This is a genomic window from Halostella litorea (genome assembly GCF_004785955.1).
GTDB lineage: Archaea > Halobacteriota > Halobacteria > Halobacteriales > Natronoarchaeaceae > Halostella > Halostella litorea.
In genome coordinates this window covers 233,071-257,242 of the sequence record NZ_ML214300.1, presented here as the reverse complement: position 1 = coordinate 257,242, position 24,172 = coordinate 233,071, and the positions used below count along the sequence as shown (strand labels likewise).

The following is a 24,172-nucleotide window of genomic DNA, read 5'->3' as shown; positions in this document are numbered from 1 at the left end:
AGTAACAAACACAAACGAAAATACTTTTGAACAATTGGCTGTATAATGATGTGGAATCCCACTATGGCATCCAGCGACAAAGCGGAGAACGTCCTCCGGGCGCACGTGACTTCCGTCAAGGAGGACCTGATGACGGGCGTATCGTACATGATACCCTTCGTGACGATCGGGGGTATCTTCATGGCGATCGGGTTCGGGCTGTCCGAACTCTCCATGTTCCCCGGCAACACCGAGACGGTGTTCGAACAGACCGGGTCGCTCCCGTGGTACTTCGCGCAGATCGGCAACCTCGGGCTGACGATCATGATCCCCATCCTCGGGGGCTACATCGCGTACGCGATAGCCGACCGACCGGGGCTCGCGCCGGGTTTCATCCTGTCGTACATCCTGCAGCAGGGGATGCTGATCGACGCCTCCGGCTCTGCGGTCGGCCTCGACGCCGGCGGCGCGACCGCCGGCTTCCTCGGGGCGATCGTCGCCGGCCTGCTCGCCGGCTACGTCGCGCGGTTCCTGAAGAACCTCGACGTGCCGGGCTTCATCGAGCCGATGATGCCGGTGTTGCTCATCCCCGTGGCGACCACGATGGTGCTCGCCCCGGTGATGCTGTTCGTGCTGGGCGTCCCCATCGCGCTCGCCAACGAGGCGCTGACAGGCTTCCTCGAGTCCATGCGCGGCGGGCAGGCGCTGATCGTCGGCGCGATCCTCGGCGGGATGATGGCGTTTGACATGGGCGGCCCGGTGAACAAGGTCGCGTACGTGTTCGCGACGGGCCTCATCGGCGAGGGCGTGACGGGACCGATGGCCGCCGTCATGATCGGCGGGATGATCCCCCCGATCGGGCTGGCCCTCTCGAACTTCATCTCGCCGCACAAGTACGCCGAGGAGATGTACGAGAACGCCAAGAGCGGCATCGTGCTCGGCTTCTCGTTCATCACCGAGGGCGCGATCCCCTACGCGGCGGCCGACCCGCTCCGGGTCATCCCGAGCATCGTCGCGGGGAGCGCCGTCGGCGGCGCGGCCGCGATGACGCTCGACGTGACGATGCCGGCCCCGCACGGCGGCATCTTCGTCATTCCGCTGTCCAGTTCGCCGTTCCTGTTCCTGGGCTGTATCGTCCTCGGGTCGCTCGTCACGGCCGTCGTGGCGACGCTGCTGAAGCCGGACTTCGAGGACCGGATCGAGAGTAGCGACGCCGGCGCGACCGCACAGGCCGACGATTAACAACCGTTAAGTCCCCGGGCAATCATTTTCAAACAATGACGGTCACAATCGATCAGGCCGACGTGGACGAGCTGATCCCGGCCGACCACGTCTCGCTCTCGGAGCCGCCGGCCGAGAAGCGCGACGCCATCGAATTCCTGCTCGACCTGCTGGTCGACGCCGGCCGCGTCGACGACCGGGACGCCGCGCTCTCGGCGCTGCTCGCCCGGGAGGAGGAGACCACCACGGGCGTCGGCAAGGGGATCGGCATCCCCCACGCCAAGACCGACGCCGTCTCCCGCCCCTCGGTCGCGTTCGCGCGCTCCGAGGCGGGCGTCGACTTCGGCTCGATGGACGGGGAGCCGGCGACGCTCCTCTTTATGATCCTCGTGCCCGAGTCCGGCGCGGAGGACCACCTCTCGATCCTCAGTTCGCTGTCGCGTGCGCTGATGCACGACGAGGTCCGCGAGGCCCTCCACGCCGCGGGGGACGCCGAGGACGTCCGGGACACGCTCAAGGAGGCCGTCGCATGAGCGCGGAGCGGACGGTCACCGTCGTCCCCGAGGACGGCCTCCACGCCCGCCCGGCGGCGGCGTTCGTCGAGGCGGCGAACGAACACGACGCCGAGGTGGAGGTGGGCGCGGCCGACGGCGACCTCGTCGCCGCCGGCAGCATGATCGCCGTCACCAGCCTCGGCGTCGCGTCGGGCGACGACGTCCGCCTGGTCGCCGAGGGCGACGACGCCGAGGCCGCCCTCGACGCGCTGACGGACATCCTTACGACGCCAGAGGACGAACTAGACGCATGAGCACCGAGCGACGGGTCCTCCCCGGGACGGGCGCGACGCCGCGGGCCGGCGTCGGGACCGTCGTCTGGTACGACCCCGGGACGGAACTGCCCGACCCGCCCGAGGGCGGCGTCGACGCCGCGGCCGAGCGCGAGCGGTTCGCGGACGCCCGCGAGACCGCGGAGGCAGAACTGGAGCGCGAGCGCGAGCGCACCGCCGAGAGCGTCGGCGAGGAGGAGGCGGCCGTCTTCGACGCGCACGTTCAGTTCATCAACGACCCGACGATAGCCGACGCCGTCGAGGACGCGATAAACGACGGGCTGCCCGCCCCCAACGCCGTCCACGGGGCGTTCGCCGAGCACATCGAGCAGTTCGAGGGGATGGACGGCCGCATGGCCGAGCGCGCGGACGACCTGCGCGACGTGCGCGACCGCCTCGTCCGGATCCTCACCGACGGCGACCGCGTCGACCTCGCCGCGCTCCCCGAGGGGTCGGTCGTGCTGGCCGAGCGGCTGACGCCCAGCGACACGGCGCAGTTGGACCCCGAGCGCGTCGCCGGCTTCGCCACCGTCACGGGCGGGCGGACGTCCCACGCGGCCATCTTCGCGCGGTCGCTCGCGCTGCCGGCGGTCGTCGGCGTCGGCGACGCGCTGTTCGACGTACCCGACGACGCCGAGGTCATGGTCGACGGCGACGCGGGGGAACTGGTCGTCGCCCCGACCGACGAGGAACGCGCGGCGGCCAGCGAAACGGACGCGGCCGAGGTCCGGCCCGACCCCGTCTCGACCGCGGACGGGAAGGGGATAGAGGTCGCGGCGAACGTCGGCCAGCCCGCGGAGGTCGAGCCGGCGGTCCAGCGCGGCGCGGACGGGATCGGCCTCTACCGCACCGAGTTCCTCTTCCTCGACCGCGAGTCGCCGCCCGACGAGGACGAGCAGTTCGAGACGGTCGTCGAGGCGCTGGACGCGTTCCCGGACGGCCGGGTCGTCGTCCGCACGCTCGACGTGGGCGGCGACAAGCAGGTGCCGTATCTGGACCTGCCCGAGGAGGAGAACCCGTTCCTCGGCGAGCGCGGGATCCGGCGCTCGCTGGGCCCGGACGCGGACCTCTTCGAGACGCAACTGCGCGCGCTCCTGCGGGCCGCCGCGGCGGGCGACGGCGACCTCGCCGTGATGTTCCCGCTCGTGGCCACCGTCGAGGAACTGGAGGCCGCGCTCGACCGCGTCGACGAGGTGGCCGCCGACCTGGCGGCCGAGGGCGTCGACCACGCCCTCCCCGAACTCGGCGTGATGATAGAGACGCCGAGCGCGGCCTTCGTCGCCGACGAACTGGCCGCGCGGGTCGACTTCCTCTCGATCGGCACGAACGACCTCGCGCAGTACGTGATGGCCGCCGCCCGGGAGAACGACCGCGTGGCCGACCTGCACGACCCGTTCCACCCCGGCGTCGTCCGGGCCATCCGCCGCACGGTGGAGGCGGGCCACGAGGGCGACGCCTGGGTCGGCATGTGCGGCGAGATGGCCGGCGACCCCGAGGCGACCGAACTGCTCGTCGGACTCGGCCTCGACGAGTTGAGCATGAGCGCCGTCACCATCCCCGACGTGAAGGCGAACGTGGAGGCGACCGACACCGACGCGGCCGCGGACTTGGCGGCGGACGCCGGCGCGGCCGGCACGAGAACTAAGGTACTCGAACGTATTCATCGATCATGAACATCGTAGCAGTCACGTCCTGTCCGACAGGTATCGCACACAGCCAGATGGCGGCGGAGAACCTGGAACAGACCGCCGAGGAGCTGGGCCACGACATCCGCGTCGAGATCCAGGGGGCGATGGGGGCCGAGGACGAGCTGTCGGCCGACGAAATCGCCGACGCCGGCGCGGTCGTCATCGCCGCCGACACCGCGGTCAGCCGCGACCGCTTCGACGGGAAGCCGGTCGTCAAGGGCACCGTCAAGGACGCCGTCAACGACGCCCGCTCGCTGCTCGAACGGGCGGTCGAGGCCGCGGAGACCGGCGAGACCGGCGAGATAGAGGCCGAGACGTCGTCCGAGGGCGACGCGGGAACGGACGCCGGCGAGCAGCAGGTCCGCCGCGGTGGCGACCGCTCGAAGAGCCTCGTCGCGCGCCTGAAGCGGCTGTTCTCCTGACGGCGTCGCCAGCGGCCCGTGCGGGCCGACGGTCCTCGGGTCGCCGGGGCTGGTCGAACGCGTCGTAGCGTACCCGGGAGTGAGAAAGCGGCAACGCGGGCCCGGTCAGATCTCCTTCCACTCCGACCCGCAGTCGGGGCACTCCCGCACCGTCCACACCTCGGCCGGGTCGTTCCGGCTCTTGAGCGTCTGCTCGCACTCGGCGCAGGTGAGCCGCTCGTACGTGTCCTTGAACAGCTCGCCGTCGCGGAGCGCCTTGCGGACGGATCTCATAGGCGAACGTATGTGATTCCCTGGCAAAAAACCACCCCTGCACTTTCGTTTCGAAAAGCTTGACCCCGGGTCGCGCGAACCGCCGCCCGTGTCACCAAGCGAGGGGTCGGGCCGGACGTTCCGCGGGCGGGGGCGGCTGTTCGGCTCGCTGTGCGCGACGGTGTTTCTCGTCAACCTCGCCCGCGTCGTCTTCGCGCCGCTGGTCGAGCCGCTCCGGGCCTCCTTTGGCCTCTCGGGCGCGACGGTCGGCCTCGTTGCGACGATGGCCTGGCTCGGCAGCGCGGTCCCGCGGCTCCCGACGGGGTACCTGCTGACGCGGGTGCCCCGTCACGTCGTCGTGCTCGGGGCCGGCGGCCTGCTCGCGGCGTCGGCCGCGCTGACGGCCGTCGCGGACTCGTTTCCCGTGCTCGCGGCCGGCGCGTTCCTGATGGGGACGACCAGCGGCGCGTACTTCGTCGCCGCGAACCCGCTCGTGAGCGAACTGTTCCCGGACCGCGTGGGCCGGGCCATCGGGATCCACGGGATGTCGAGCCAGCTCGCCGCCGTCGTCGCGCCGCTGGCGGTCGGCGCCATCCTGCTGGCGTGGGACTGGCGCGCGGTGTTCTGGACGGTCAGCGCCGTCGCCGCGGCGACGACGCTCGCCGTCTTCCTCGTCGCGCGCGGCGCGGAGATGCCCGCGGCCGGGACCCGGGACCGAGATTTCGCCGCCGCGCTGGCGCGCCAGTGGCCCATCGTCGTCACCGCCGTCGCCATCATCGGCGCGACCGGGTTCGTCTGGAACGGCGTGTTCAACTTCTACGTGACCTACCTCGTCGAGTCGAAGGGCTTCGCCGAACCGACGGCGCGCAACATGCTGACCCTCGCGTTCGCCGCCGGCGTCCCCGCGTTCGTCGTCACCGGACGCGTGGCCGACCGCGTCCCGCACGTCCCGCTCATGCTGGCCGTCCTCGGCGGGTTCGTCGCGAGCCTGCTCGCCCTCACCGCGGTCCGGTCGCTCTGGCCGGTCGCCGCGGTGTCGGTCGTCCTCGGCTACGTCGTCCACAGCCTGTTCCCGGCGCTCGACACCTACCTGCTGGACTCGCTGCCCGACGAGAACCGCGCCAGCGCCTACTCGGTGTACAGCGCCGGCATGACGCTCGTACAGGCCGGCGGGAGCGCGGCGATCGGCGCGATAACCGACGCCGGGTTCGCGTTCGACGCCGTCTACCGCGGCTCCGCCGTCGGGCTCGCCGCGATACTGCTCGTCCTCGTCGCCCTGCACGCGTTCGACCGGCTGCCCAGCGAGGCCGCCCCGGCCTGACCGCGCCGCCGCGAGTCGCCGCCGTTTTTATCGTGTAGACCAACCCGCGGGTGATGGAGTACGTACAGGAGCGGATCGCGACGCTCCACGCGTTCGACGATCCGACGCCGGCGGCCCCGACCGACCGGAGCGCGGTCGTCGTGCCGATGACCGACCGGGAGCACGCGGGGCTGGCCGCCGAGCGCGTCCTCTCGACGCTGGCGGAGGTCTCGCCGGAGCGGGTCGTCGTCCCGCTGCGCTCGCCCGCCGACCGGGTGCCGGCGTTCGCGGAGTGGCTCGACTCGTTCGACGCCCCGACCGAACTGCTGTGGTGCAACGCGCCCGGCGTCGAGGCGGTGCTCGACGACGCCGGGCTGGACGACGGCTTCGGCAAGGGTCGGGACGTGTGGCTGGCGCTCGGCGTGGCCAGCGAAACCGCCGACTACGTCGTCGTCCACGACGCCGACGCGACGACGTACTCGGCGGCCCACGTCCCGCGCCTGCTCGCGCCGCTCGCCGACGGCCACGCGTTCTCGAAGGGGTACTACGCCCGCGTGGAGAACGGCCGGCTGTACGGCCGGCTGTTCCGCCTGTTCTACGCGCCGCTGGTGCGGGCGCTGTCGGACGCCCACGACGCGCCGGTGCTCGACTACCTCGCCGCGTTCCGCTACGCGCTTGCCGGCGAGTTCGCCGTGACCGCGGACCTCGCGCGTGACCTCCGCGCCCAGCGCGCCTGGGGGCTGGAGGTCGGCACCCTCGGCGACGCCTTCGCCCACGCCGGCTTCGACGGCACCGCGCAGGTCGACCTGGGCCGTCACGAGCACGACCACCGCTCGGTGTCCGGGCCGACCGGGCTGGCCGACATGGCCCGACAGGTCGGCGCGGCGCTGTTCCGCGTCGTCGAGGAACACGGCGTCGCCCCCGACTACGACGCGCTCCCGGAGCGCTACCGCGACGCCGCCGGGGCGCTCGTCCGCCAGTACGCCGCCGACGCCCGGTTCAACGGCCTCGACTACGACGCCGCGGCCGAGCGCGAGCAGGTCGCGGAGTACAGAGACGCCGTCCGGCCGCCGGGTCCCGACGACCGCCTCCCCGCGTGGTCGGCGACGTCGATAGCGCCCGAGGCCGTCGCGGACGCCTCCGCCGAGGCCGTCGAGCGCGTGACCGGGCGGGACCGGTGACGGCTGGCGTTCCGCCCGGGCGGCCCGACCCGAAACCTCATTCCCCGGGGCCACGCAGGGGTCGCACATGGACGCGACTCGCGACGCCGTCGGCGTGGACCGCGACGAACTCGCCGGCGTCGTCGACCTGTTCGACGCGCTGACCCGCGAGGAACTGCGGTCGGCGCTGTCGGAACTGGCCTACCGCCGCGGCGACGAGTTCGACGCCGACGCCGCGGACGGAGCGATAGACGCGGCCGTCGACGCGTACGCGCTCGTCGAGCACGACGACACGCTGTTCGCCGGCCCGACGGCGTTCCCGACGCTGCCGGCCAACGCCGAGGACCTGCCCCACATCATGGACGTGCCCGAGCGGCGCGTCGACCGCGAGGCGCTCGGCGAGGCGGTCCGGGTGCGGGTCGCGGCCGACGCCGAGGCCGCGATAGCGGACGGCGACGAGGACCGAATGGCGTCCCTCCTCGACGTCTGCTACGACGTCGAGGCGTGGGCCCCCGTGTCGCTGGACGACACCCGGGCGGCGCTCGACCGGCGGCTCTAAGGGGTGCCGGCCCCGTAGCACTACCAGGAGATGCAACTGGACCTGGCCCGCGTCTCGGCGCACGCCCCGCGGCGGGTGACCGGCGAGAAGTACGACGCCGCCGTGCTCATCCCGGTCGTCGAGCGCGACGGGGAGGCACACCTCCTCTTCACCAAGCGGGCCGAACACCTCGGCGAGCACCCCGGACAGATGAGCTTCCCCGGCGGCGGCCGCGAGCCCGAGGACGCGGACCTGGAGGCGACCGCGCTCCGGGAGGCCGACGAGGAGATCGGCCTCCGCCCCGAGGAGGCCGACGTCGTCGGGCGGATCGACGACATCCGGACGATCACCGAGTACTCGGTGACGCCGTACGTCGCGCGGGTGCCCGACCGGGAGTACGCGCCCAACGACGACGAGGTGGCGGAGATCGCGGTGCTGCCGGTCGCGGCGATGCTGGACCCCGACAACTACGAGCACGAGCGCCGCGACCACCCCCACTACGGCGAGGTCGTGATCCACTACTTCCGGGTCGACGGCTACACCGTGTGGGGTGCGACCGGCCGCATCGTCGTCGACTTCTTCGAACTGACGACCGACTGGCGCGCGCCCGAGCGGATCGACCCCGAGTCGCGGGCGGACTGAGACGGCCCGCAGACGGGGTGCGGGCAGCTTCGCCCCGAACGATACCCTTTTGCGCGTCGCTCACTCAGTACGGTCCACATGGTCGCACAGACGATGGATCGAGTTCCGCGCGGACGATAGTTCTCCCTTCATGAGAGGTGACCGCCGATGCTGACCAGTGCCGAGTCCACCCTGGCCGGGCTCGACGCGGTCGCGCTGAAACCGTCGGAGTGTCGCGTCGAGCGAGCGGCGGATCTGCCGGTCGACACCGTCGCCGTCGACTACGAGGGCCGCGAGCACGTGCCGGACCCCGGGACGCTCGCGGCGCTTTCGGCCGAGCGCGAGGTGTTCGTCACCACGCCGGTCCGGGCCGACGGCTACGACCCCCTCGGCGACGACTCGCTGACCGATGAACTGCCCGACGGCGTCCGGCGCGTCCTGGTCGCGGGCCACCCCGCCTACCTGAGCGAGGCCGAGGCCGCCCGCGACGTCGCGCCGCGCTTCGGCGCGGCGATGGAGCGCGCGCCCGACGCCTGGGTCGGCACCGAGGGCGTCGAGCGCATCGCGCTGGCCGCCGGCGGCACCCAGTACGAACTGCTCTCCCGAACGACCGAGCGCGACCTGCGCGCGCTGCGCGACGCCGGCCTCGCTGCCGACGTCGCGGTGTACGCGCCGACCGTGCTCACCGACGACGAGGACGCCGTCCTCGACGCCGTCGGCGACTACGCGGCGCGGCGCAAGCCCGTCGCCCGCGCGCTCCCCGACGGCGCGCCGACCGACAGCGCGGCGACCGGCCGCGCCCGCGAGGTACTGTCGGCCGCCGTCCGCGACTACGCGCTCGTGGGATCGCCCGGGACGGTCCGCGACCGCGTCGCCGACCTGAAGGAGGCCGGCGCGACGACGGTCGTGGGCTACCCCGCGCGCGGCGTCGACGCGTTCGCCGAGGGCGCGTAGCGCGGGGCCCGCCGTTCTGTTCCGCTCGACGGTCCGGCCAGCGGACGGACCGACCAGTTGTTCCGGCCAGTTGCCACGTCGTCGGACGTCGTCGGAAACTGACTCCCGGGTCGTCGCGCTGAACCCGCCACCGACGGCGGGTTACTCGATCGGATGAATCGATTGGTCAGAAGCAAACTTCGTTATCCAATGAGACAAGTTTAATACGCGAAAGTCCCAACTTTGCTACGATGACTAAGTCCAATCAGGAGTGGTGGCCGAATCAGCTACGACTCGACATCCTCGACCAGAACGCGGGGGACGTCGGTCCCATGGACGCAGGCTACGACTACGCGGAGGAGTTCGAGGACCTCGACCTCGAAGCGGTGAAGGAGGACATCGAGGCCGTCATGACGACCTCGCAGGACTGGTGGCCGGCCGACTACGGACACTACGGACCGCTGTTCATCCGGATGGCGTGGCACAGCGCCGGCACGTACCGCACCGGGGACGGCCGCGGCGGCGCGGCCGGCGGCCGGCAGCGCTTCGCGCCGCTCAACAGCTGGCCGGACAACGCGAACCTCGACAAGGCGCGCCGCCTGCTCGAACCCGTCAAGCAGAAGTACGGCCGGAAGCTCTCCTGGTCGGACCTGATCGTTCTCGCCGGGAACGTCGCCATCGAGTCGATGGGGTTCCAGACGTTCGGCTTCGCGGGCGGCCGCGAGGACGACTACCGGCCCGACGACTCCGTCGACTGGGGGCCCGAGGACGAGATGGACACCCAGGAGCGCTTCGACGAGGCCGGCGAGATCCAGGAGGGGCTCGGCGCCTCGGTCATGGGCCTCATCTACGTGAACCCCGAGGGGCCTGACGGGAACCCGGACCCCGAGCTGTCGGCGAAGAACATCCGCCAGACGTTCAGCCGGATGGCGATGAACGACAAGGAGACCGCGGCGCTCATCGCCGGCGGCCACACGTTCGGGAAGGTCCACGGCGCGTCCGACCCCGACGAACACGTCGGGCCGGAGCCCGAGGCCGCCCCCATCGAGCAGCAGGGCCTCGGCTGGGAGAGCGACTACGGCTCCGGGAAAGGCGGCGACGCCATCACCAGCGGCATCGAGGGCCCCTGGACGCAGTCGCCGACCGAGTGGGACACGGGCTACCTCGACAACCTCCTCGACTACGAGTGGGCGGCCCAGAAGGGGCCGGGCGGCGCGTGGCAGTGGATCCCGGTCGACGAGGATCTGGAAGGCTCCGCGCCCGACGCCCACGACGACGGGGAGTCGGTGACGCCGATGATGCTCACGACGGACATCGCGCTGAAGCGCGACCCCGACTACCGCGAGATCATCGAGGAGTTCCAGGAGAACCCGATGGAGTTCGGGATGAACTTCGCGAAGGCCTGGTACAAGCTCACGCACCGGGACATGGGCCCGCCGGAGCGGTTCCTCGGCCCCGAGGTGCCCGACGAGGAGATGATCTGGCAGGACCCGCTGCCGGACGCCGACTACGACCGGATCGGCGAGGTCGACGCCGAACAGCTCAAGGCCGAGCTGCTCGACTCGGACCTGAGCGTCCAGCAGCTCGTCAAGACCGCGTGGGCGTCGGCGTCGACGTACCGCGACAGCGACAAGCGCGGCGGCGCGAACGGCGCGCGCCTTCGCCTCGAACCGCAGAAGAGCTGGGACGTCAACGAGCCCGAGGAGCTGACCGAGGTCCTCCGGACCCTCGAAACGGTCCAGGAGGAGTTCAACGCCTCGCAGTCCGACGACACGCGCGTGTCGCTCGCCGACCTCATCGTGCTGGGCGGCGCCGCGGCCGTCGAGCAGGCCGCCGCCGACGCCGGCTACGACGTTGACGTCCCGTTCGAGCCGGGCCGCGTCGACGCCGCCCCGGACCGGACCGACGAGGAGTCCTTCGAGGCGCTGAAGCCGAAGGTCGACGGGTTCCGGAACTACATCGGCGACGACCTCGCCCAGCAGCCCGAGGAACTGCTCGTCGACAAGGCCGACCTGCTGAACCTGACGACGAGCGAGATGACCGTCCTGGTCGGCGGGCTCCGCGCGCTGGGTGCGACCCACGGCGACGCCGAGGCCGCCTTCGTCGAGGAGCCCGGGGCGCTCACCAACGAGTTCTTCGTGAACCTGACCGACATGGGCTACGAGTGGGAGCAGTCGGCGGACGGCGACTACACGTACGAGGTCCGCGACCGCGACACTGGCGAGGTCGAGTGGGAGGCCACCCGCCTCGACCTCGTGTTCGGATCGAACGCCCGGCTCCGCGCCATCGCGGACGTCTACGCGGCCGACGACGGCGAGGAGCAGTTCGTGCAGGACTTCGTCGAGGCGTGGCACAAGGTCATGACGCTCGACCGCTTCGACCTCGAGTGACGAGTTCCCGGCAGTAACAGACCTCCCTTTTCTCCCCGACCGCAACGCTACGCCCAAGTGGATGCCGCCCGCAGCCCCACGCATGACGAACGTCGCAGTCGTCGGCGGCGGCGCGGTCGGCACGACCGCCGCGTACGACCTGGCCCGACAGGGGGCGGACGTGACGCTGTTCGAGCGCGGCGAGCTAGGGAGCGGCAGCACCGGCCGCGCCGCGGGGATCGCGTACGACGCCTTCGCCGAGGACGTCGACGCCCGCGTGGCCGACCGCGCGGTCGAGCGGTTCCGCGAGTTCTCCAGGCAGGGCGAGTTCGAGTTCCGGGAGACGCCGTACGTCTGGCTCGCCCGCGAGGGCGACGAGAAACGTGCCAGCGCCATCCGTGAGCAGGTGCCCCGGATGCGGGACCACGGGCGGGACGTCGAACTGCTCGACCCCGACGACCTCGCCGCAGAGTGGCCCGCGCTCCGAACGGACGACGTGGCGGTCGCCGCCGTCGCGCGGGACGCCGGGCGGGTGTACCCCGAGACGTACCCGCCGCTGCTCGCGTCGAAGGCCGAGCGTGCGGGCGCGCGGGTCGAGACGAACGCCGCCGCGAGCGTCCGAACCGACCCGCTCGGCGTCGAAGTCGACGGCGAGGAGCGCGCGTTCGACGCGGTGCTCGTCGCCGCCGGTGCGCACACGAAGCGGCTGCTCGCCGACGCGGGGGTGGCGGTGGCGCTCAAACCGTACCGCGTGCAGGCGCTGACGACCGCCGACGGCCCGGACGTGCCACTGACCTACGACGCGACGGGCGGGTTCTACCTGCGCCCCTACGGCGACGGCCTGCTCGCGGGCGACGGCACCGAGGAGGTCGAGAGCGACCCGGACGACTGGGCGCGCGACGCCGACGACGAGTTCGTCGCGGCGACCCGCGAGGGGATCGCGGCGCGGACGGGCCACGACGCCGACGTGACCGACGCGTGGGCCGGGCTCTGCTGTGCGACGCCGGACCGCGACCCGCTACTCGGCGAGCTCCGGGACGGGCTGTTCGTCGCCAGCGGCTTCCAGGGCCACGGGTTCATGCGCTCGCCGGCGCTGGGCGAGGCGGTGGCTGCGGAGATGCTCGGCGGCGACGGCATCCCCGAGTTCGACCCGACGCGGTTCACCGGCGACGAGGAGTTCGCCATCGTCGAGGGGATGACCGTCGAGGAGTAGGGCGGCGCTCAGGCGTCGGTGTCGACGGTCGTTTCGACGGCGTCGCCGGCGTCGCTCTCGCTGACCTTCGGCAGCCGCACGCGGAGTTCGCCGGCGTCGGTCAGCGTCGCCGTCGCGGCCTCGGCGTCGACGGTCGCTCCCTCCGGGAGTTCGGCGCGCCCGTCGAGCGAGAGCCCGCGGCCGGGGAACCGCATCTCGAACCCCTCGTGAAAGTCGCGGAAGCGCTCGACGCGGACCAGCACCGCGCCCTCCGCGAACCGGACCTGTACGTCGCTGCCGCTCGCGCCCGGCGCGTCGAACACGACCAGGAAGTCGTCGTCGCTCTCCAGTACGTCGGCCGCGAGCGAGCGGGACTCCTGGAGGCGGCTCGTCGCCCGGCCGACTCCCTTGACCACGGCGTCGCTCACCGACTTGCCGATCTCTCGTAGCGTCATTGACGGATCGTACGTCGTCCAGCCGCGTAAATCTGGCGCGCTACAGTTCGATGCGTTCGAGGCCCTCCGTCTCCGCGCAGTACGGGCAGACCAGGTCGTCGAGGGTCAAGTCCTCGGGCACGTCGTACGTGTAGCGGTTCTCGAACATGTCCATCTCGCAGTCGTCGTTGGTGCACTTGATCTCCTCGGTCTTGGGCATACTCCTCCGTTCGTAGAGGACGGAAAAGGGGCTTTCGGAGGGCGAAACCCGTCCACGCGGGCGGCGGTCACTCCCCGCCGTAGGGCAGTTCCATGACGCTGAACAGCGAGCCGTCGAACGCCAAGCGGTCGGTCGAGGCGGTCCCCTCGAGCCACGCCAGGTCGCCTTGCTCCTCCGCCGTGACGTCCGTGAGGCCGTCGACGGCCTCGCCGAGCGCCCGGACCGCGTCGGCGTCGCGGTCGGTCCGGAGTTCGGTCCGCGTCACCCGCGTCTCAGCGCCGCCGATATCGTAGCCCACGCCCCAGCCGACCCACTTGCCCGAGTCACGGCTCAGCGCGAGCGTCGCCGCCTCGTCGAAGCCGGTGCGGGCGACGAGCGACTCCGACCCCGCGACCGAGTCGGCGAGCGTCTCGTCGGTCTGCAGCAGCGCCCGGAACTCCGCGGCGGACGCGGCGTTCGCCGAGACCACCAGCCCCTCGCGCGAAGCGCCGTGCCTGTCGTCGCCGTAGTGGCGGACCGAGAGGTCGCCGACCGTCTCCTCGCCGGTCGGCTCCCGGTTCGTGGCCGTGTAGGCGTCGGCGTTTTCGGCGGCCGTCTCCGCGTCGAAGCCCCCGCCGCAGGCAAACAGGGAGGGACCTTCGAACAGCGGCGAGGCCACGAGGACGGACCACTCCGTCTCGTCGGGCGGGAGCGTCGCGTCGAAGCGCAGGCCGGGCACCTCCGGGGGGAGTTCGTCGGCGAGGTGGTCGCTAGCGGCGGTCAGTCGCGCGGGCGACTGGAACGTCGCCGTCAGCGACGTCTGGTCCTCGTAGTCCGTCGGGTCGTACAGCCAGCCGCGGGCCGGGGAGGGGGCGGATCCGTCGTCGGCGGTAGTCTCGTTCAGGGGGCCGCCGAAGGCGTCGCTACACCCGGCGAGGGCCGCCGTCGCCCCGACCCCGGCGAGTCGGAGGACGTCGCGTCGTGTGGAGGGCATCGCGTCGAGGATCGGAGCGCTCGGAGTAAAACCCGGCGACTCCCGCCCGCCGCATCGCACCCGTTTTACCCGTCGAGCGTCTACGGCGTCCCATGACCGACCCCGCGAACCTGGACGTGACGCTCGTCGACGGCTACGTCGACGAGCCGGCCCACTTCGGGGTCCCGCCGTACGTCTCGACGTACCCGCGGTACACCGCCGGCGCGCTCGTCGACGCCGGCGTGCCGCCCGAGCGGATCACGTACCACACCATCGACGAACTGCGCGACGACCGCAACCGCTGGCGCGACGTGGAGGAGGCCGACCTGTTCGTCTACATCGGCGGGATGACCGTCCCCGGCAAGTACGTCGGCGGCACCCCGGCCGAACCGGACGAGGTGCGCGAACTCGCCTGGACCGCCGACGGCGTCTCGATGATGGGCGGCCCCGTCCGCTTCGGCGTCGGCGAGGCCAACGAGGGCGCGAGCGAGACGGCCCGGGACGACCTGGACTTCGACTTCCTGGCGATGGCCGACGTGGAGGCCGCGGCCCACGACATCGTGGCGAACGGCCTGGAGGGGTTCGAGGACCGCTACCGCGGCGTCCCCGAGGAGACGCGCTGGGCGCGCCAGGGGGCCTTCGTCGTCGAACAGCACCCGAACCATCCCGACTACCTCATCGCCGAACTGGAGACGTCCCGGGGCTGTCCGTACCGCTGCTCGTTCTGTACGGAGCCGATGTACGGCGACCCGGACTTCCGGCCGCCCGAATCCGTCGTCGACGAGGTCGACGCCCTGTCGGACCGCGGCGTCCATCACTTCCGGCTCGGCCGGCAGGCCGACATCCTCGCGTACGGCGGCGACGGCGAGAAGCCCAACCCCGACGCCCTGCGGGACCTGTACGGCGGGATCCGCGATGTCGCGCCCGACCTGGAGACGCTCCACCTCGACAACATGAACCCGATCACGGTCGTCGAGTGGCCGGAACTGGCCCGCGAGGGGATCCGCGTCATCGCCGAGCACAACACGCCCGGTGACACGGCGGCGTTCGGGCTGGAGTCGGCCGACCCGCTCGTCCAGGAGGAGAACAACCTCAACGTCACCACCGAGGAGTGTTTCGAGGCGGTCCGGATAGTCAACGAGGAGGCCGGCTGGCGGCCCGGGGAAGGGAGCGACGCCCGCGGCCCCTCCACCGGCGACGACGCCCCGGACCGCCTCCCGAAGCTGCTGCCCGGGATCAACCTGCTCCACGGGCTGAAAGGCGAACGCGAGGAGACGTTCGAGCACAACAGGGAGTTCCTCCGGCGGGTGTACGACGAGGGGCTGATGCTCCGCCGGGTGAATATCCGGCAGGTGATGGCGTTCGAGGGCACCGACATGGCCGAGACGGGCGCGGACCTGGCCAGGGACCACAAGCAGCTGTTTCAGCAGTACAAGCAGGAGGTCCGCGAGGAGATAGACAACCCGATGCTCCAGCGGGTCGCGCCGCCGGGCACCGTCCTGCCGGACGTCCACCTGGAGTACCACCAGGACGGCAAGACGTTCGGCCGACAGCTCGGCACCTACCCGCTGCTGGTCGGCATCCCGGGCGAGCGCGAACTCGGGCGGACCATCGACGTGGCAGTCGTCGACCACGGCTACCGCTCCGTGACCGGCGTCCCGCACCCCCTCGACGTCAACAGCGCGACGATGGACGAACTGCGGGCGCTGCCCGGCGTCGGCCGCTCCAGCGCGGGCGACATCGTCGTCGACCGGCCGTACGAGTCCGCCGCCGCGGTGGACGTCGACGCCGACCTCCGGAAGTTCGCGACGGCGCGGCCGCCCGAGCGCGCGGACTGACGGGTCGGTCGAGCGTCTAGAAGAGCTTTATTCCAGGAACCGCTCCGTTCGGCCATGCGCGAAGCCGACGCCACGACGCGCGAGCGGATCGCCGACCGGCTCCGGGCGGAGACGCTCTCGGCGAGCGCGCTCGCCGCGGAGTTCGACGTCACCGCCGACGCTGCCCTCACCCACGTTCAGCACGTCGCGAAGTCGCTGGACGGCACGGGGGAACAGCTACTCGTCGCGCCGCCGGAGTGCCGGGAGTGTGGCTTCTCCGACTTCGACGACCCCGCGAACCGCCCGTCGCGCTGCCCGGAGTGCAAGAGCGAGGCGGTCGCGGAGCCGTCGTTCCGGGTCGAGTGACCGGGAACACGGTATCCGTCCAGTTTCGGCGGGAAAGGAACCTCGTACGACATTGGAGTGTTCTAGGGATTTTAGGGTTCTTGTTAACTGTTCACACGAAATATCGTGGTGTATGCGACCGAACGACGTGACCAACGACGGAGCGGTGTACGAATGTTTCCAGTGTGGTTCCCGGACGAGCGCGTCGGAGGCGGGCCGGTGTAGCGACTGCGGCGGCGAGTTGCTGAACCTCGGCGTCCCGCGGGACCTGTAGCCGCGTCCCAGACGCGCCGACCGTCACTAGTTCCCGGAGAAGTCGATCCGGCCCCCCGTCGAGAGATCCACGTCGCTCGCGGGGCCGAGGCCGTCGAACTCGTAGCGGTCGTCGGTGAGGAACACCCCGCCGTCGGCGACGGTCACGTCGACGGCGTCCAACGCCGCGCCCTCGCAGGGGCCGTGGGTGCACTCGCCGTCGCCGGGCCGGAACGTCGCGCCGTGTTTCGCACAGAGCAGTTCCCCGTCGCGGACCGACGCGCCCGACCCCTTGTCGAGTCGCACGTCGGTCCAGTGCGGACAGAAGTTGCGCCAGGCGGTCACCGACCCGTCGCCGCCGAGTCGGGTCAGGATCACCTCCTCCTCGTCGAAGCCGTCCCGGACGGTACAGAGCAGCGTGCCGTCGTCGGGCACGGCGTCCAGGTCCGCGATGCGGTCGCGCTCGTCCATGCCACCCCTGGGCGCGCGGACGGTTTGAAACGTGCGAAAGCGGCCGGCGCGGCTCGCCGCCCGCCCCTCAGTAGTGCCGGCGTTCGACGAGGCGGTCGAACAGCATCGTCAGCAACTGCGTCACCGGGCCGCCGCCCACCTCGATGCCGTCGACGGTCGCGACCGGGCGGACCTCCCACCTCGTGTTCGTCAGGAACGCCTCGTCGGCCTCGCGCACGTCCGCCGGGTCGTAGCGGCCGGCGTGGAGCGGGACGTCCGTCTCCGACCGAACGAGGTCGGAAACGACCGAGCGCGTCACGCCGGGCAGGACCGGCAGTTCCTCGCTCGGCGTGTGGAGGCCGCGGTCGTCGACGAAAAACAGGTTGCTCGCCGCGCCCTGCGCGACGTGGCCGTCCGGCCCCCGGAGCAGCGCCTCGTCGCCGTCCGTGAGTTCGTTCCGGGCGAGTACCCCGTTCAGGTAGCTGTGGGTCTTGGCGTCCGCGGGCAGCGCCGCGTCCGCCGGCTTCCGGGTCTTAACCGTCTGGAGGGCCGCGGGATCGTCCCAGACCGGCGTCCCCTCGACGCCGCCCCGCGGGAGTTCCTCCGCGACGACTACGACCGTCGGGTCGGCCGCCGGGCCGGGCGTCAGCGTCCCGGGCCGGTCGCCGCGGGTGATAGAGAGACGGACGGCCGCGTCGTCGAGGCCGTTCGCGTCGAGCACCTCCTGGACGCGCACCCGCAGGTCGGCGTCGGAGACGCCGTGGTCGATGCCGAGCGTCTCGCAGGTGCGGTGGAGGCGGTCGAGGTGGGCGGACCACTCGAACACCTCGCCGCCGTACGCCCGCACCGTCTCGAACGCCGCGTCGCCGTACCGGAACCCCCGGTCGCGGACGCTCACCGTCGCCTCGTCGGCCGGGACGAGTTCGCCGTCTACGTGATACTGCATGCGTTCCCCATCAGTCGCGTGGCGCCGACGCGGCCGCTGTCCGACGGAACGGTTCCCGGTCGGACGCGACGGCCGCCGGCATACGTCTCTGCGGTGGTCGCCGCGCGCCGAGTCGCTTGCGGTTTACCGGACCTTCGCCCGCTCGATCCACTCGCCGACGCGCTTCGGGGAGAGGTCGGTCTCCTCGGCCAGGGACTCGGCGTCGGCCTCCGCCAGTTGCGGTATCGTCTCGACGCCGGCGTCGGCCAGCCGTTCCGCGTAGGCCGGGCCGATGCCCTTGATCTCGTCGACGGGGTCGCCGGTCGGCTCCGCGTCGGCCTCCGCCTCGTCCTCGTCCTCTGTCTCGGCGGGCTCCCCCTCTGCGTCCGCCTCGTCATCCTCGGAGTCGTCCTCCGCCTCTTCCGGTTCCTCCTCGACCTCCGGCTCGGACGCCGCTTCGTCGGACTCGTCGTCCGCCTCGTCGGCGTCGTCCTGCTCGTCGGTATCATCCAGTTCGTCGGCGTCGGCGTCGTCCGGTTCGGTCGCCGTGTCCGTCCCTTTCACCGCCGCTTCCGTCTCGGCGTCCGGCGACTCCGCCGGCTCGCGCTCGACCGTCACGCCGATGTCGCGCTGCCGGTCGGCATCGTCGTCGTCGTCGAACCCCAGCAACGATTTCAGCTTTTTCAGTACCATTGCCTGACAATAGATAGTCGCACTACTTAAACTCGTCCGCCCGGGTCAGAGCTGCGAGCGGAGCGCGTCGTCCATCGCGGCGACCGGCGCGTCGCGGCCGGTCCACCGCTCGAACGCGGCCGCGCCCTGGTACAGCAACATCCGCGCGCCGTCGACCGTCGTCGCGCCGGCCGCGGCGGCGTCACGCAGCAGGCGCGTCTCAAGCGGCGTGTAGACGGCGTCGAGCACCGTCAGGCCGCCGTGGAGCGCGTCGGCGGGCACCGGCGTGGCGTTTTCCTCCATCCCGACGCTCGTCGCGTTGACGAGCACGTCGGCGTCCCCGAGCAGGTCGGCCAGCGCGTCGAGGCCGTGACCGGACGCGCCCGGCACGGCGTCCGCCAGGTCGTGTGCCGTCGATTCCGTGCGGTTTGCGACTCTGACGCTCGCGCCGGCGTCCGAGAGCCCGAACGCCACCGCGCGCCCCGCGCCGCCCGCGCCGACGACGACGGCGGTCGCGCCCTCCAGGTCGGCTCCGGCCTCGGCGAGCGCCCGGCGTGCCCCCTCGGCGTCGGTGTTGTGGCCGGTCGGGCGCTCGCCGCCGAAGTCGACCGTGTTCACCGCGCCGATCCGCGCCGCCATCCCGTCCGGGTCGACGGCGTCCAGCACGGACTGCTTGAACGGGATCGTGACGTTCAGCCCCGCGACGCCGAGCGCGTCGGCTCCGCGGACCGCCGCTTCGGCCTCGTCTTTCGCCGGTTCGAACGTGACGTAGCGGGCGTCTATCCCGAGCGCATCGTAGGCCGCCTCATGCATCGGCGGCGACAGCGAGTGACCGACGGGGTTGCCGACCAGTCCGAACACCTGCATGGCTCGTACGGGGGGCCGTGTGACAATAACTGGTCCGCTCTCCCGACAACGCAAGAACTACCTGTACCGTGGCTCAGATTCCCCATGATGACCAGTCGGCTACGACATCCGCTCGCCGCCGTCGCAGTGACGACGCTGCTGACGTTCCCGTGGCTCGGCGTCTACTTCACCGGCGGCGCTGAATCGCTCGGCAACGTCGGAACCGTCGCCGTCAGCGGCCTCTCGGTCCTCGCGGCGTCGTTCCTGCTCGCCTGGGGAGCCGAGACGGCAGAGAAGGACGTGCCGCGCGCGTTCGCCATCGCGGTGCTCGCCATCCTCGCGGTCGCCCCGGAGTACGCGGTCGACGCGCTGTACGCCTGGCAGGCGGGGCAGGGCCGGACCGGCGCGGGCGACCTCGCGGTCGCCAACATGACCGGCGCGAACCGCATCCTCATCGGCCTCGGGTGGTCCGGCATCGCGCTGTTCTCGATCTACCGCGCGAAGGCCAGCGGGGACGTCGCCGTCGAGCACAACGACGGCTTCCTGACCGACACCGTTCTGCTGGACCGCAGCATCGCGACGGAGGTGTGTTTCCTCGCGCTGGCGACGCTGTGGGCCTTCTTCGTCCCGATGAACGGCGGCATCGACGCGCTCGACATGCTGATCCTCGTCGGCATCTACGTCGTCTACATCGGCATCGTGATACGCGGGGAACCGGAGGAGGACGAGGCCCACGTCGGCGTGCCGGCGTACCTCCAGCGGACGCCGGCGCGCGTCCGGATCCCCTCGGTGCTCGTGCTGTTTGGCTACTCCGGGTTCCTCATCTTCACGGCCGTCGAGCCGTTCGCTCACGGGCTGGAGAACATCGGCATCCAGTACGGCATCCCCGAGTTCTTCATGATCCAGTGGGTCGCGCCGCTCGCCAGCGAGAGCCCGGAGCTGATCGTGACCGCGTACCTCGTGAACAAGGCGCGGACGACCGCGGCGTTCAACGCGCTCATCTCCTCGAAGCTGAACCAGTGGACGCTGCTCATCGGGACGCTGGGCGTCGTCTTCAGCATCTCGCAGGGCGCGTACGGCGTGCTGGAGTTCAACCAGAAGCAGGCCGCCGAGATATGGATCACGGCCGCACAGAGCTTCTTCGCGCTCGCGGTGCTGATCAACTTCCGCATCTCGATGCGCGAGGCCGTCGCCCTGCTCGTCCTGTTCGTCTCGCAGGTGCTCGTCGAGTACCTGCACATCCAGGGCGTGGTGGAGTTCATCACCACGTACGACCTGCTGATCGCGTACACGGTCCTCTACATAGCCATCGGCCTCGCGATGTTCGCGACGCGCCTCGACGACGTCCGCACGGTCGGCAGGCTCGCGAAGGCCGACGCGACGAACAGCCAGCCCGCCGCCGAGTCCGACTGACGGCTTCGACACGCTTTTTTCCGACCCCCGCCGACCCACCTCCAGTGATAGCGATCGTCGTCAGCCGCGCCGACTCGGCCTCCGAGCACCTCGGCGAGCATCTGCTGGAACTGGCCGACTGGGACCGCCTGACCGACGACGCCCGCCCCGATGCCGCGGGCGGCGGCGAGTACCACCGGACCGACGGCTTCGAACTGCGGACGTTCGACGACCTCCACCTGCACGTCGACGACGCGGCCGCGGCGTTCGACGACCCGGACCTCCTCGTGTTCGCGTCGCGCCACTCCGGGGAGACCGGGCCGCTGCTGACGGCCCACTTCACCGGGAACTTCGGCCCCGCGGAGTACGGCGGGGAGTCCGGCGACCTCGCGGCGGCCTGCCCGAACGCCCACGCCGAGGTGGTCGCCGCCTTCGCCGAGCACGCGCCCGACGGCTACGACGCCGGGATGGAGTGTACCCACCACGGCCCCAGCCGGGTCGGCGTCCCGTCGATGTTCGTCGAACTGGGAAGCGACGAGGCACAGTGGGCCGACCCCGAGGGGGCGCGCGCCGTCGCCCGGGCCATCCTCGACCTGCGGGGCGTCGCCCCCGACCGCGAGCGCACGCTCGTCGGGTTCGGCGGCGGCCACTACGGGCCGCGGTTCACCCGCATCGTCCGGGAGACCGACTGGGCCGTCGGCCACATCGCTGCCGACTGGTGTCTCGACGCGATGGGCGACCCCGCGGCGAACCGCGAGGTGGTCCGGCGCGCGTTCGAGCGAAGCGGCGCGTCGTACGCGGTCCTCGACGGCGACTACCCCGACCTGGAGCGCGTCGTCGCCGACCTTGGCTACCGCGTCGTGAGCGAGACGTGGGTCCGGGAGGTCGACGACCGGCCGCTCGACGCCGTCGAGGCGGTCGAGGACGCGCTGACGACGGTCGACGACGGCCTGCGGTTCGGCGACCGGTCGGCGGCCGACGGGTTCGACGTCGTCTCCCTGCCAGCGGACCTGGTCGACGAGGCCCAGGGGATCGACCAAGCGGCGGCACGCGCAGCGGTCGCCGGCGAGACCGTCGCGTTCGAGACGAGCGAGAACGGCAACCGCCTCGGCGCGGGCGCGGCCGTCCCCGCCGACGGGAGCCGCGACGCCGTCGTCGACGCGCTGGTCGCGGTGCTGGCCGAGGGGTACGACGAGGTGGGCCGCGAGGACGGCGCGGTCGTCGCGCAGGAGACGGCGTTCGACCCGTCGCTGGCCCGCGAGGCCGGCGTCCCCGAGGGGCCGGCGTTCGGGAAGCTCTCGGCCGGCGAGTCGGTCACCGTCGACGGCGAGACGATACGGCCCGCTGACGTCCGCACGGAGCGAACGCGCCGTTTCGACCTCTAGGCCGTTCCTACCCCGTCTGACGCGCGTCGTCCGCTTGGGGGAAAGGTAATTAACCTGCATCAAATAGGTGGTTCCAAGAATGGATTCGATCGTAGACGAGGCAATCGACGAGGCCGAGGAGGAGGGGGCGGCTGACCCGCGGGACCCGGCGGCCCACGACGACGTGAACGCGACGGGGAAGATGACGGACGACGAGCTGAAGGACGTCCTCGAGGACCTCCAGACGAACATCACGGTCGTCGGCTGCGGCGGCGCGGGCGGCAACACCGTCGACCGGATGGCCGAGGAGGGCATCCACGGTGCGAAGCTCGTGGCGGCGAACACTGACGTCCAGCACCTGGTCGGCATCGAGGCCGACACGAAGATCCTGATGGGCGAACAGAAGACCGAGGGCCGCGGGGCCGGTTCGCTCCCGCAGGTCGGCGAGGAGGCCGCCCTCGAATCGCAGGACGAGATCATGGACTCCATCGAGGGCTCGGACATGGTCTTCGTCACGGCCGGCCTCGGCGGCGGCACCGGCACCGGCTCCGCCCCGGTCGTCGCCAAGGCGGCCCGCGAGTCCGGCGCGCTCACTATCTCCATCGTCACGACGCCCTTTACCGCCGAGGGCGAGGTCCGCCGCACCAACGCGGAGGCCGGCCTGGAGCGCCTGCGCGACGTGAGCGACACGGTCATCGTCGTGCCGAACGACCGCCTGCTTGACTCCGTGGGCAAACTGCCCGTCCGGCAGGCGTTCAAGGTGGCCGACGAGGTGCTGATGCGCTCGGTCAAGGGGATCACCGAACTCATCACCAAGCCCGGCCTCGTCAACCTCGACTTCGCCGACGTCCGCACCGTGATGGAGCGGGGCGGCGTCGCGATGATCGGCCTCGGTGAGTCCGACTCCGACGCGAAGGCCCAGGACTCCGTGAAGACGGCGCTGCGCTCGCCGCTGCTCGACGTGGACATCTCCGGCGCGAACTCCGCGCTGGTCAACGTCACCGGCGGCAACGACATGTCCATCGAGGAGGCGGAGGGCGTCGTCGAGGAGATATACGACCGGATCGACCCCGACGCCCGGATCATCTGGGGCACCTCCATCGACGAGACCCTGGAGGGGTCGATGCGGACGATGATCGTCGTCACCGGCGTCGAGTCGCCCCAGATCTACGGCCGCAACGAGGCCGCACAGGAGCAGGCGTCCCAGCGCGCCGAGGACATCGACTACGTCGAATAGCGACGCCGTCCGACGCTTTTTTCGCAAACGACCGGCGCGGCCCGGAGCAATAGATAGAAAAAGGCCCACGCGTTACTGGCCGGTATGAAAGTCCCATACGACCTCACCTCGTACGTGCGGGTGCTGAAGATGGCCAGCACCCCGTCCTGGGAGGAGTTCTCCCAGATCGCCAAGATCGCCGGGGCAGGCATCCTGCTCGTCGGTCTGCTCGGCTTCCTGATCTACATCGTGATGACGTTCGTTCCGGGGGCCTGACCGATGCCGATCTACGCAGTCAAAACCACGGCGAGCCAGGAGCGCACCGTCGCGGACATGATCATGAACCGCGAGGAGGACGACATCCACGCCGCGCTGGCGCCCGACTCGCTGACGAGCTACGTGATGGTCGAGGCCGAGAACGACGGGATCATCTCCCGCGTGCTGGAGGAGATCCCCCACGCCCGCAGCATGGTCCCCGGCGAGAGCGGTATCTCGGAGGTCGAGCACTTCCTCTCGCCCAAGCCCGACGTCGAGGGGATCGCCGAGGGCGACATCGTCGAACTCATCGCCGGTCCGTTCAAGGGCGAGAAGGCGCAGGTCCAGCGCATCGACGAGGGCAAGGACCAGGTCACCGTCGAACTGTACGAGGCGACGGTTCCGATCCCGGTCACCGTGCGCGGCGACCAGATCCGCGTGCTGGATAGCGAGGAACGCTGAGCAACGCGAAGCGTTCCTCGGAACGGTCGAGCGGGGAGCGAAGCGACCCGCGAGACGCACAAAAAGGAT

The 24,172-nt window shown here is 71.1% G+C and carries 28 protein-coding genes; 20 read left to right on the top strand and 8 right to left on the bottom strand.

Annotated elements, in window-relative coordinates:
• The first annotated feature begins 63 nt into the window (after nucleotides 1–63).
• The 5 genes from EYW40_RS01300 to EYW40_RS01280 are packed head-to-tail and all read left to right on the top strand — an operon-like array spanning nucleotide 64 to nucleotide 4,136.
• On the top strand, nucleotides 64–1,221 hold the full coding sequence (locus EYW40_RS01300; RefSeq protein WP_135819819.1) for a PTS fructose transporter subunit IIC: 1,158 nt from the start codon (nucleotides 64–66) through the stop codon (nucleotides 1,219–1,221).
• A 35-nt stretch (nucleotides 1,222–1,256) separates the two neighbouring features.
• Nucleotides 1,257–1,733 carry a PTS sugar transporter subunit IIA gene (locus tag EYW40_RS01295; protein WP_135819818.1) on the top strand — a complete coding sequence of 159 codons (477 nt, stop codon included), beginning with the start codon at nucleotides 1,257–1,259 and terminating at the stop codon, nucleotides 1,731–1,733.
• Nucleotides 1,730–2,008 carry an HPr family phosphocarrier protein gene (locus tag EYW40_RS01290; protein ID WP_135819817.1) on the top strand — a complete coding sequence of 93 codons (279 nt, stop codon included), beginning with the start codon at nucleotides 1,730–1,732 and terminating at the stop codon, nucleotides 2,006–2,008. The genes EYW40_RS01295 and EYW40_RS01290 overlap by 4 nt, the downstream gene beginning before the upstream one ends.
• Entirely contained in the window at nucleotides 2,005–3,699 is a 1,695-nt protein-coding gene (ptsP, locus tag EYW40_RS01285) for a phosphoenolpyruvate--protein phosphotransferase (RefSeq protein ID WP_135819816.1), read from the top strand. Before EYW40_RS01290 ends, ptsP begins: the two co-directional genes overlap by 4 nt.
• The gene (locus EYW40_RS01280; protein WP_135819815.1) at nucleotides 3,696–4,136 is read left to right on the top strand and encodes a PTS fructose transporter subunit IIB; all 441 of its coding nucleotides are present in this window, start codon (nucleotides 3,696–3,698) and stop codon (nucleotides 4,134–4,136) included. The genes ptsP and EYW40_RS01280 overlap by 4 nt, the downstream gene beginning before the upstream one ends.
• A gap of 105 nt (nucleotides 4,137–4,241) precedes the next feature.
• On the opposite strand, the gene EYW40_RS19785 is transcribed toward EYW40_RS01280, so the two are convergent.
• Nucleotides 4,242–4,409: an HVO_0758 family zinc finger protein gene (locus EYW40_RS19785; RefSeq protein WP_202614405.1), complete on the bottom strand. Its 168-nt coding sequence runs from the start codon at nucleotides 4,407–4,409 to the stop codon at nucleotides 4,242–4,244.
• Nucleotides 4,410–4,497: 88 nt separating this feature from the next.
• On the opposite strand from EYW40_RS19785, the gene EYW40_RS01275 reads away from it, so the two are divergent.
• The 7 genes from EYW40_RS01275 to EYW40_RS01245 all read left to right on the top strand — a co-directional run bounded on the left by EYW40_RS01275 (nucleotide 4,498) and on the right by EYW40_RS01245 (nucleotide 12,522).
• On the top strand, nucleotides 4,498–5,709 hold the full coding sequence (locus EYW40_RS01275; RefSeq protein WP_135819814.1) for an MFS transporter: 1,212 nt from the start codon (nucleotides 4,498–4,500) through the stop codon (nucleotides 5,707–5,709).
• A 53-nt stretch (nucleotides 5,710–5,762) separates the two neighbouring features.
• Nucleotides 5,763–6,869: a glycosyltransferase family protein gene (locus tag EYW40_RS01270; protein WP_135819813.1), complete on the top strand. Its 1,107-nt coding sequence runs from the start codon at nucleotides 5,763–5,765 to the stop codon at nucleotides 6,867–6,869.
• Nucleotides 6,870–6,936: 67 nt separating this feature from the next.
• Complete coding sequence (locus tag EYW40_RS01265) at nucleotides 6,937–7,407, top strand: DUF7109 family protein (RefSeq protein ID WP_135819812.1); 471 nt, start codon at nucleotides 6,937–6,939, stop codon at nucleotides 7,405–7,407.
• 36 nt (nucleotides 7,408–7,443) lie between these two features.
• On the top strand, nucleotides 7,444–8,028 hold the full coding sequence (locus tag EYW40_RS01260; protein ID WP_135820603.1) for an NUDIX hydrolase: 585 nt from the start codon (nucleotides 7,444–7,446) through the stop codon (nucleotides 8,026–8,028).
• A gap of 147 nt (nucleotides 8,029–8,175) precedes the next feature.
• Nucleotides 8,176–8,961 (top strand): DUF7388 family protein, encoded by a 786-nt coding sequence (locus EYW40_RS01255; protein ID WP_135819811.1) that lies wholly within the window; start codon nucleotides 8,176–8,178, stop codon nucleotides 8,959–8,961.
• Nucleotides 8,962–9,191: 230 nt separating this feature from the next.
• Nucleotides 9,192–11,330 carry a catalase/peroxidase HPI gene (katG, locus tag EYW40_RS01250; protein WP_135819810.1) on the top strand — a complete coding sequence of 713 codons (2,139 nt, stop codon included), beginning with the start codon at nucleotides 9,192–9,194 and terminating at the stop codon, nucleotides 11,328–11,330.
• An 82-nt stretch (nucleotides 11,331–11,412) separates the two neighbouring features.
• Nucleotides 11,413–12,522 carry an NAD(P)/FAD-dependent oxidoreductase gene (locus EYW40_RS01245; protein WP_135819809.1) on the top strand — a complete coding sequence of 370 codons (1,110 nt, stop codon included), beginning with the start codon at nucleotides 11,413–11,415 and terminating at the stop codon, nucleotides 12,520–12,522.
• A gap of 8 nt (nucleotides 12,523–12,530) precedes the next feature.
• Here EYW40_RS01245 and EYW40_RS01240 read toward each other — a convergent pair whose 3' ends face one another.
• From EYW40_RS01240 to EYW40_RS01235, 3 genes are all read right to left on the bottom strand, one after another.
• Nucleotides 12,531–12,956, bottom strand: a complete 426-nt coding sequence (locus EYW40_RS01240; protein WP_135819808.1) for an Hsp20/alpha crystallin family protein — start codon at nucleotides 12,954–12,956, stop codon at nucleotides 12,531–12,533.
• Nucleotides 12,957–12,996: 40 nt separating this feature from the next.
• The gene (locus EYW40_RS19780) at nucleotides 12,997–13,155 is read right to left on the bottom strand and encodes a DUF7559 family protein (RefSeq protein ID WP_202614404.1); all 159 of its coding nucleotides are present in this window, start codon (nucleotides 13,153–13,155) and stop codon (nucleotides 12,997–12,999) included.
• Nucleotides 13,156–13,222: 67 nt separating this feature from the next.
• A complete protein-coding gene (locus EYW40_RS01235) occupies nucleotides 13,223–14,128 on the bottom strand; it encodes a hypothetical protein (RefSeq protein ID WP_135819807.1) in 906 nt (301 codons plus the stop codon).
• Nucleotides 14,129–14,220: 92 nt separating this feature from the next.
• On the opposite strand from EYW40_RS01235, the gene EYW40_RS01230 reads away from it, so the two are divergent.
• The 3 genes from EYW40_RS01230 (at nucleotide 14,221) to EYW40_RS01220 (ending at nucleotide 16,543) form a co-directional block, all read left to right on the top strand.
• Nucleotides 14,221–15,945 carry a radical SAM protein gene (locus EYW40_RS01230; protein ID WP_135819806.1) on the top strand — a complete coding sequence of 575 codons (1,725 nt, stop codon included), beginning with the start codon at nucleotides 14,221–14,223 and terminating at the stop codon, nucleotides 15,943–15,945.
• A gap of 54 nt (nucleotides 15,946–15,999) precedes the next feature.
• Nucleotides 16,000–16,290: a transcriptional regulator gene (locus tag EYW40_RS01225; RefSeq protein WP_135819805.1), complete on the top strand. Its 291-nt coding sequence runs from the start codon at nucleotides 16,000–16,002 to the stop codon at nucleotides 16,288–16,290.
• Between the two features lie 112 nt (nucleotides 16,291–16,402).
• Nucleotides 16,403–16,543, top strand: coding sequence for a rubrerythrin-like domain-containing protein (locus EYW40_RS01220; protein ID WP_135819804.1), 141 nt, complete (start codon nucleotides 16,403–16,405; stop codon nucleotides 16,541–16,543).
• Nucleotides 16,544–16,569: 26 nt separating this feature from the next.
• Here the strand turns inward: EYW40_RS01220 and EYW40_RS01215 are convergent, their stop codons facing one another.
• The 4 genes from EYW40_RS01215 to EYW40_RS01200 all read right to left on the bottom strand — a co-directional run bounded on the left by EYW40_RS01215 (nucleotide 16,570) and on the right by EYW40_RS01200 (nucleotide 19,435).
• Entirely contained in the window at nucleotides 16,570–16,992 is a 423-nt protein-coding gene (locus EYW40_RS01215; RefSeq protein WP_135819803.1) for a Rieske (2Fe-2S) protein, read from the bottom strand.
• 67 nt (nucleotides 16,993–17,059) lie between these two features.
• Complete coding sequence (locus EYW40_RS01210) at nucleotides 17,060–17,917, bottom strand: aminotransferase class IV (protein ID WP_135819802.1); 858 nt, start codon at nucleotides 17,915–17,917, stop codon at nucleotides 17,060–17,062.
• A gap of 123 nt (nucleotides 17,918–18,040) precedes the next feature.
• On the bottom strand, nucleotides 18,041–18,589 hold the full coding sequence (locus tag EYW40_RS01205; protein ID WP_135819801.1) for a helix-hairpin-helix domain-containing protein: 549 nt from the start codon (nucleotides 18,587–18,589) through the stop codon (nucleotides 18,041–18,043).
• A gap of 45 nt (nucleotides 18,590–18,634) precedes the next feature.
• Entirely contained in the window at nucleotides 18,635–19,435 is an 801-nt protein-coding gene (locus EYW40_RS01200; RefSeq protein WP_135819800.1) for a shikimate dehydrogenase, read from the bottom strand.
• 87 nt (nucleotides 19,436–19,522) lie between these two features.
• On the opposite strand from EYW40_RS01200, the gene EYW40_RS01195 reads away from it, so the two are divergent.
• The 5 genes from EYW40_RS01195 (at nucleotide 19,523) to EYW40_RS01175 (ending at nucleotide 24,103) form a co-directional block, all read left to right on the top strand.
• Nucleotides 19,523–20,827 carry a sodium:calcium antiporter gene (locus EYW40_RS01195; protein WP_135819799.1) on the top strand — a complete coding sequence of 435 codons (1,305 nt, stop codon included), beginning with the start codon at nucleotides 19,523–19,525 and terminating at the stop codon, nucleotides 20,825–20,827.
• Between the two features lie 44 nt (nucleotides 20,828–20,871).
• Complete coding sequence (locus EYW40_RS01190) at nucleotides 20,872–22,191, top strand: D-aminoacyl-tRNA deacylase (RefSeq protein ID WP_135819798.1); 1,320 nt, start codon at nucleotides 20,872–20,874, stop codon at nucleotides 22,189–22,191.
• A gap of 79 nt (nucleotides 22,192–22,270) precedes the next feature.
• Complete coding sequence (gene ftsZ, locus EYW40_RS01185; protein ID WP_135819797.1) at nucleotides 22,271–23,407, top strand: cell division protein FtsZ; 1,137 nt, start codon at nucleotides 22,271–22,273, stop codon at nucleotides 23,405–23,407.
• Between the two features lie 84 nt (nucleotides 23,408–23,491).
• Nucleotides 23,492–23,662 carry a protein translocase SEC61 complex subunit gamma gene (locus tag EYW40_RS01180; RefSeq protein WP_135819796.1) on the top strand — a complete coding sequence of 57 codons (171 nt, stop codon included), beginning with the start codon at nucleotides 23,492–23,494 and terminating at the stop codon, nucleotides 23,660–23,662.
• A 3-nt stretch (nucleotides 23,663–23,665) separates the two neighbouring features.
• Nucleotides 23,666–24,103 (top strand): transcription elongation factor Spt5, encoded by a 438-nt coding sequence (locus tag EYW40_RS01175; RefSeq protein WP_135819795.1) that lies wholly within the window; start codon nucleotides 23,666–23,668, stop codon nucleotides 24,101–24,103.
• The last annotated feature ends 69 nt before the right edge of the window (nucleotides 24,104–24,172 follow it).

Bases quoted from the DNA above. Each gene is read 5' to 3' on its own strand.
- EYW40_RS01300 (WP_135819819.1), top strand. From the start codon at position 64: ATGGCATCCAGCGACAAAGCGGAGAACGTCCTCCGGGCGCACGTGACT.
- EYW40_RS01295 (WP_135819818.1), top strand. From the start codon at position 1,257: ATGACGGTCACAATCGATCAGGCCGACGTGGACGAGCTGATCCCGGCC.
- EYW40_RS01290 (WP_135819817.1), top strand. From the start codon at position 1,730: ATGAGCGCGGAGCGGACGGTCACCGTCGTCCCCGAGGACGGCCTCCAC.
- ptsP (WP_135819816.1), top strand. From the start codon at position 2,005: ATGAGCACCGAGCGACGGGTCCTCCCCGGGACGGGCGCGACGCCGCGG.
- EYW40_RS01280 (WP_135819815.1), top strand. From the start codon at position 3,696: ATGAACATCGTAGCAGTCACGTCCTGTCCGACAGGTATCGCACACAGC.
- EYW40_RS19785 (WP_202614405.1), bottom strand. From the start codon at position 4,409: ATGAGATCCGTCCGCAAGGCGCTCCGCGACGGCGAGCTGTTCAAGGAC.
- EYW40_RS01270 (WP_135819813.1), top strand. From the start codon at position 5,763: ATGGAGTACGTACAGGAGCGGATCGCGACGCTCCACGCGTTCGACGAT.
- EYW40_RS01265 (WP_135819812.1), top strand. From the start codon at position 6,937: ATGGACGCGACTCGCGACGCCGTCGGCGTGGACCGCGACGAACTCGCC.
- EYW40_RS01255 (WP_135819811.1), top strand. From the start codon at position 8,176: ATGCTGACCAGTGCCGAGTCCACCCTGGCCGGGCTCGACGCGGTCGCG.
- katG (WP_135819810.1), top strand. From the start codon at position 9,192: ATGACTAAGTCCAATCAGGAGTGGTGGCCGAATCAGCTACGACTCGAC.
- EYW40_RS01245 (WP_135819809.1), top strand. From the start codon at position 11,413: ATGACGAACGTCGCAGTCGTCGGCGGCGGCGCGGTCGGCACGACCGCC.
- EYW40_RS01240 (WP_135819808.1), bottom strand. From the start codon at position 12,956: ATGACGCTACGAGAGATCGGCAAGTCGGTGAGCGACGCCGTGGTCAAG.
- EYW40_RS19780 (WP_202614404.1), bottom strand. From the start codon at position 13,155: ATGCCCAAGACCGAGGAGATCAAGTGCACCAACGACGACTGCGAGATG.
- EYW40_RS01235 (WP_135819807.1), bottom strand. From the start codon at position 14,128: ATGCCCTCCACACGACGCGACGTCCTCCGACTCGCCGGGGTCGGGGCG.
- EYW40_RS01230 (WP_135819806.1), top strand. From the start codon at position 14,221: ATGACCGACCCCGCGAACCTGGACGTGACGCTCGTCGACGGCTACGTC.
- EYW40_RS01225 (WP_135819805.1), top strand. From the start codon at position 16,000: ATGCGCGAAGCCGACGCCACGACGCGCGAGCGGATCGCCGACCGGCTC.
- EYW40_RS01220 (WP_135819804.1), top strand. From the start codon at position 16,403: ATGCGACCGAACGACGTGACCAACGACGGAGCGGTGTACGAATGTTTC.
- EYW40_RS01215 (WP_135819803.1), bottom strand. From the start codon at position 16,992: ATGGACGAGCGCGACCGCATCGCGGACCTGGACGCCGTGCCCGACGAC.
- EYW40_RS01210 (WP_135819802.1), bottom strand. From the start codon at position 17,917: ATGCAGTATCACGTAGACGGCGAACTCGTCCCGGCCGACGAGGCGACG.
- EYW40_RS01205 (WP_135819801.1), bottom strand. From the start codon at position 18,589: ATGGTACTGAAAAAGCTGAAATCGTTGCTGGGGTTCGACGACGACGAC.
- EYW40_RS01200 (WP_135819800.1), bottom strand. From the start codon at position 19,435: ATGCAGGTGTTCGGACTGGTCGGCAACCCCGTCGGTCACTCGCTGTCG.
- EYW40_RS01195 (WP_135819799.1), top strand. From the start codon at position 19,523: ATGACCAGTCGGCTACGACATCCGCTCGCCGCCGTCGCAGTGACGACG.
- ftsZ (WP_135819797.1), top strand. From the start codon at position 22,271: ATGGATTCGATCGTAGACGAGGCAATCGACGAGGCCGAGGAGGAGGGG.
- EYW40_RS01180 (WP_135819796.1), top strand. From the start codon at position 23,492: ATGAAAGTCCCATACGACCTCACCTCGTACGTGCGGGTGCTGAAGATG.
- EYW40_RS01175 (WP_135819795.1), top strand. From the start codon at position 23,666: ATGCCGATCTACGCAGTCAAAACCACGGCGAGCCAGGAGCGCACCGTC.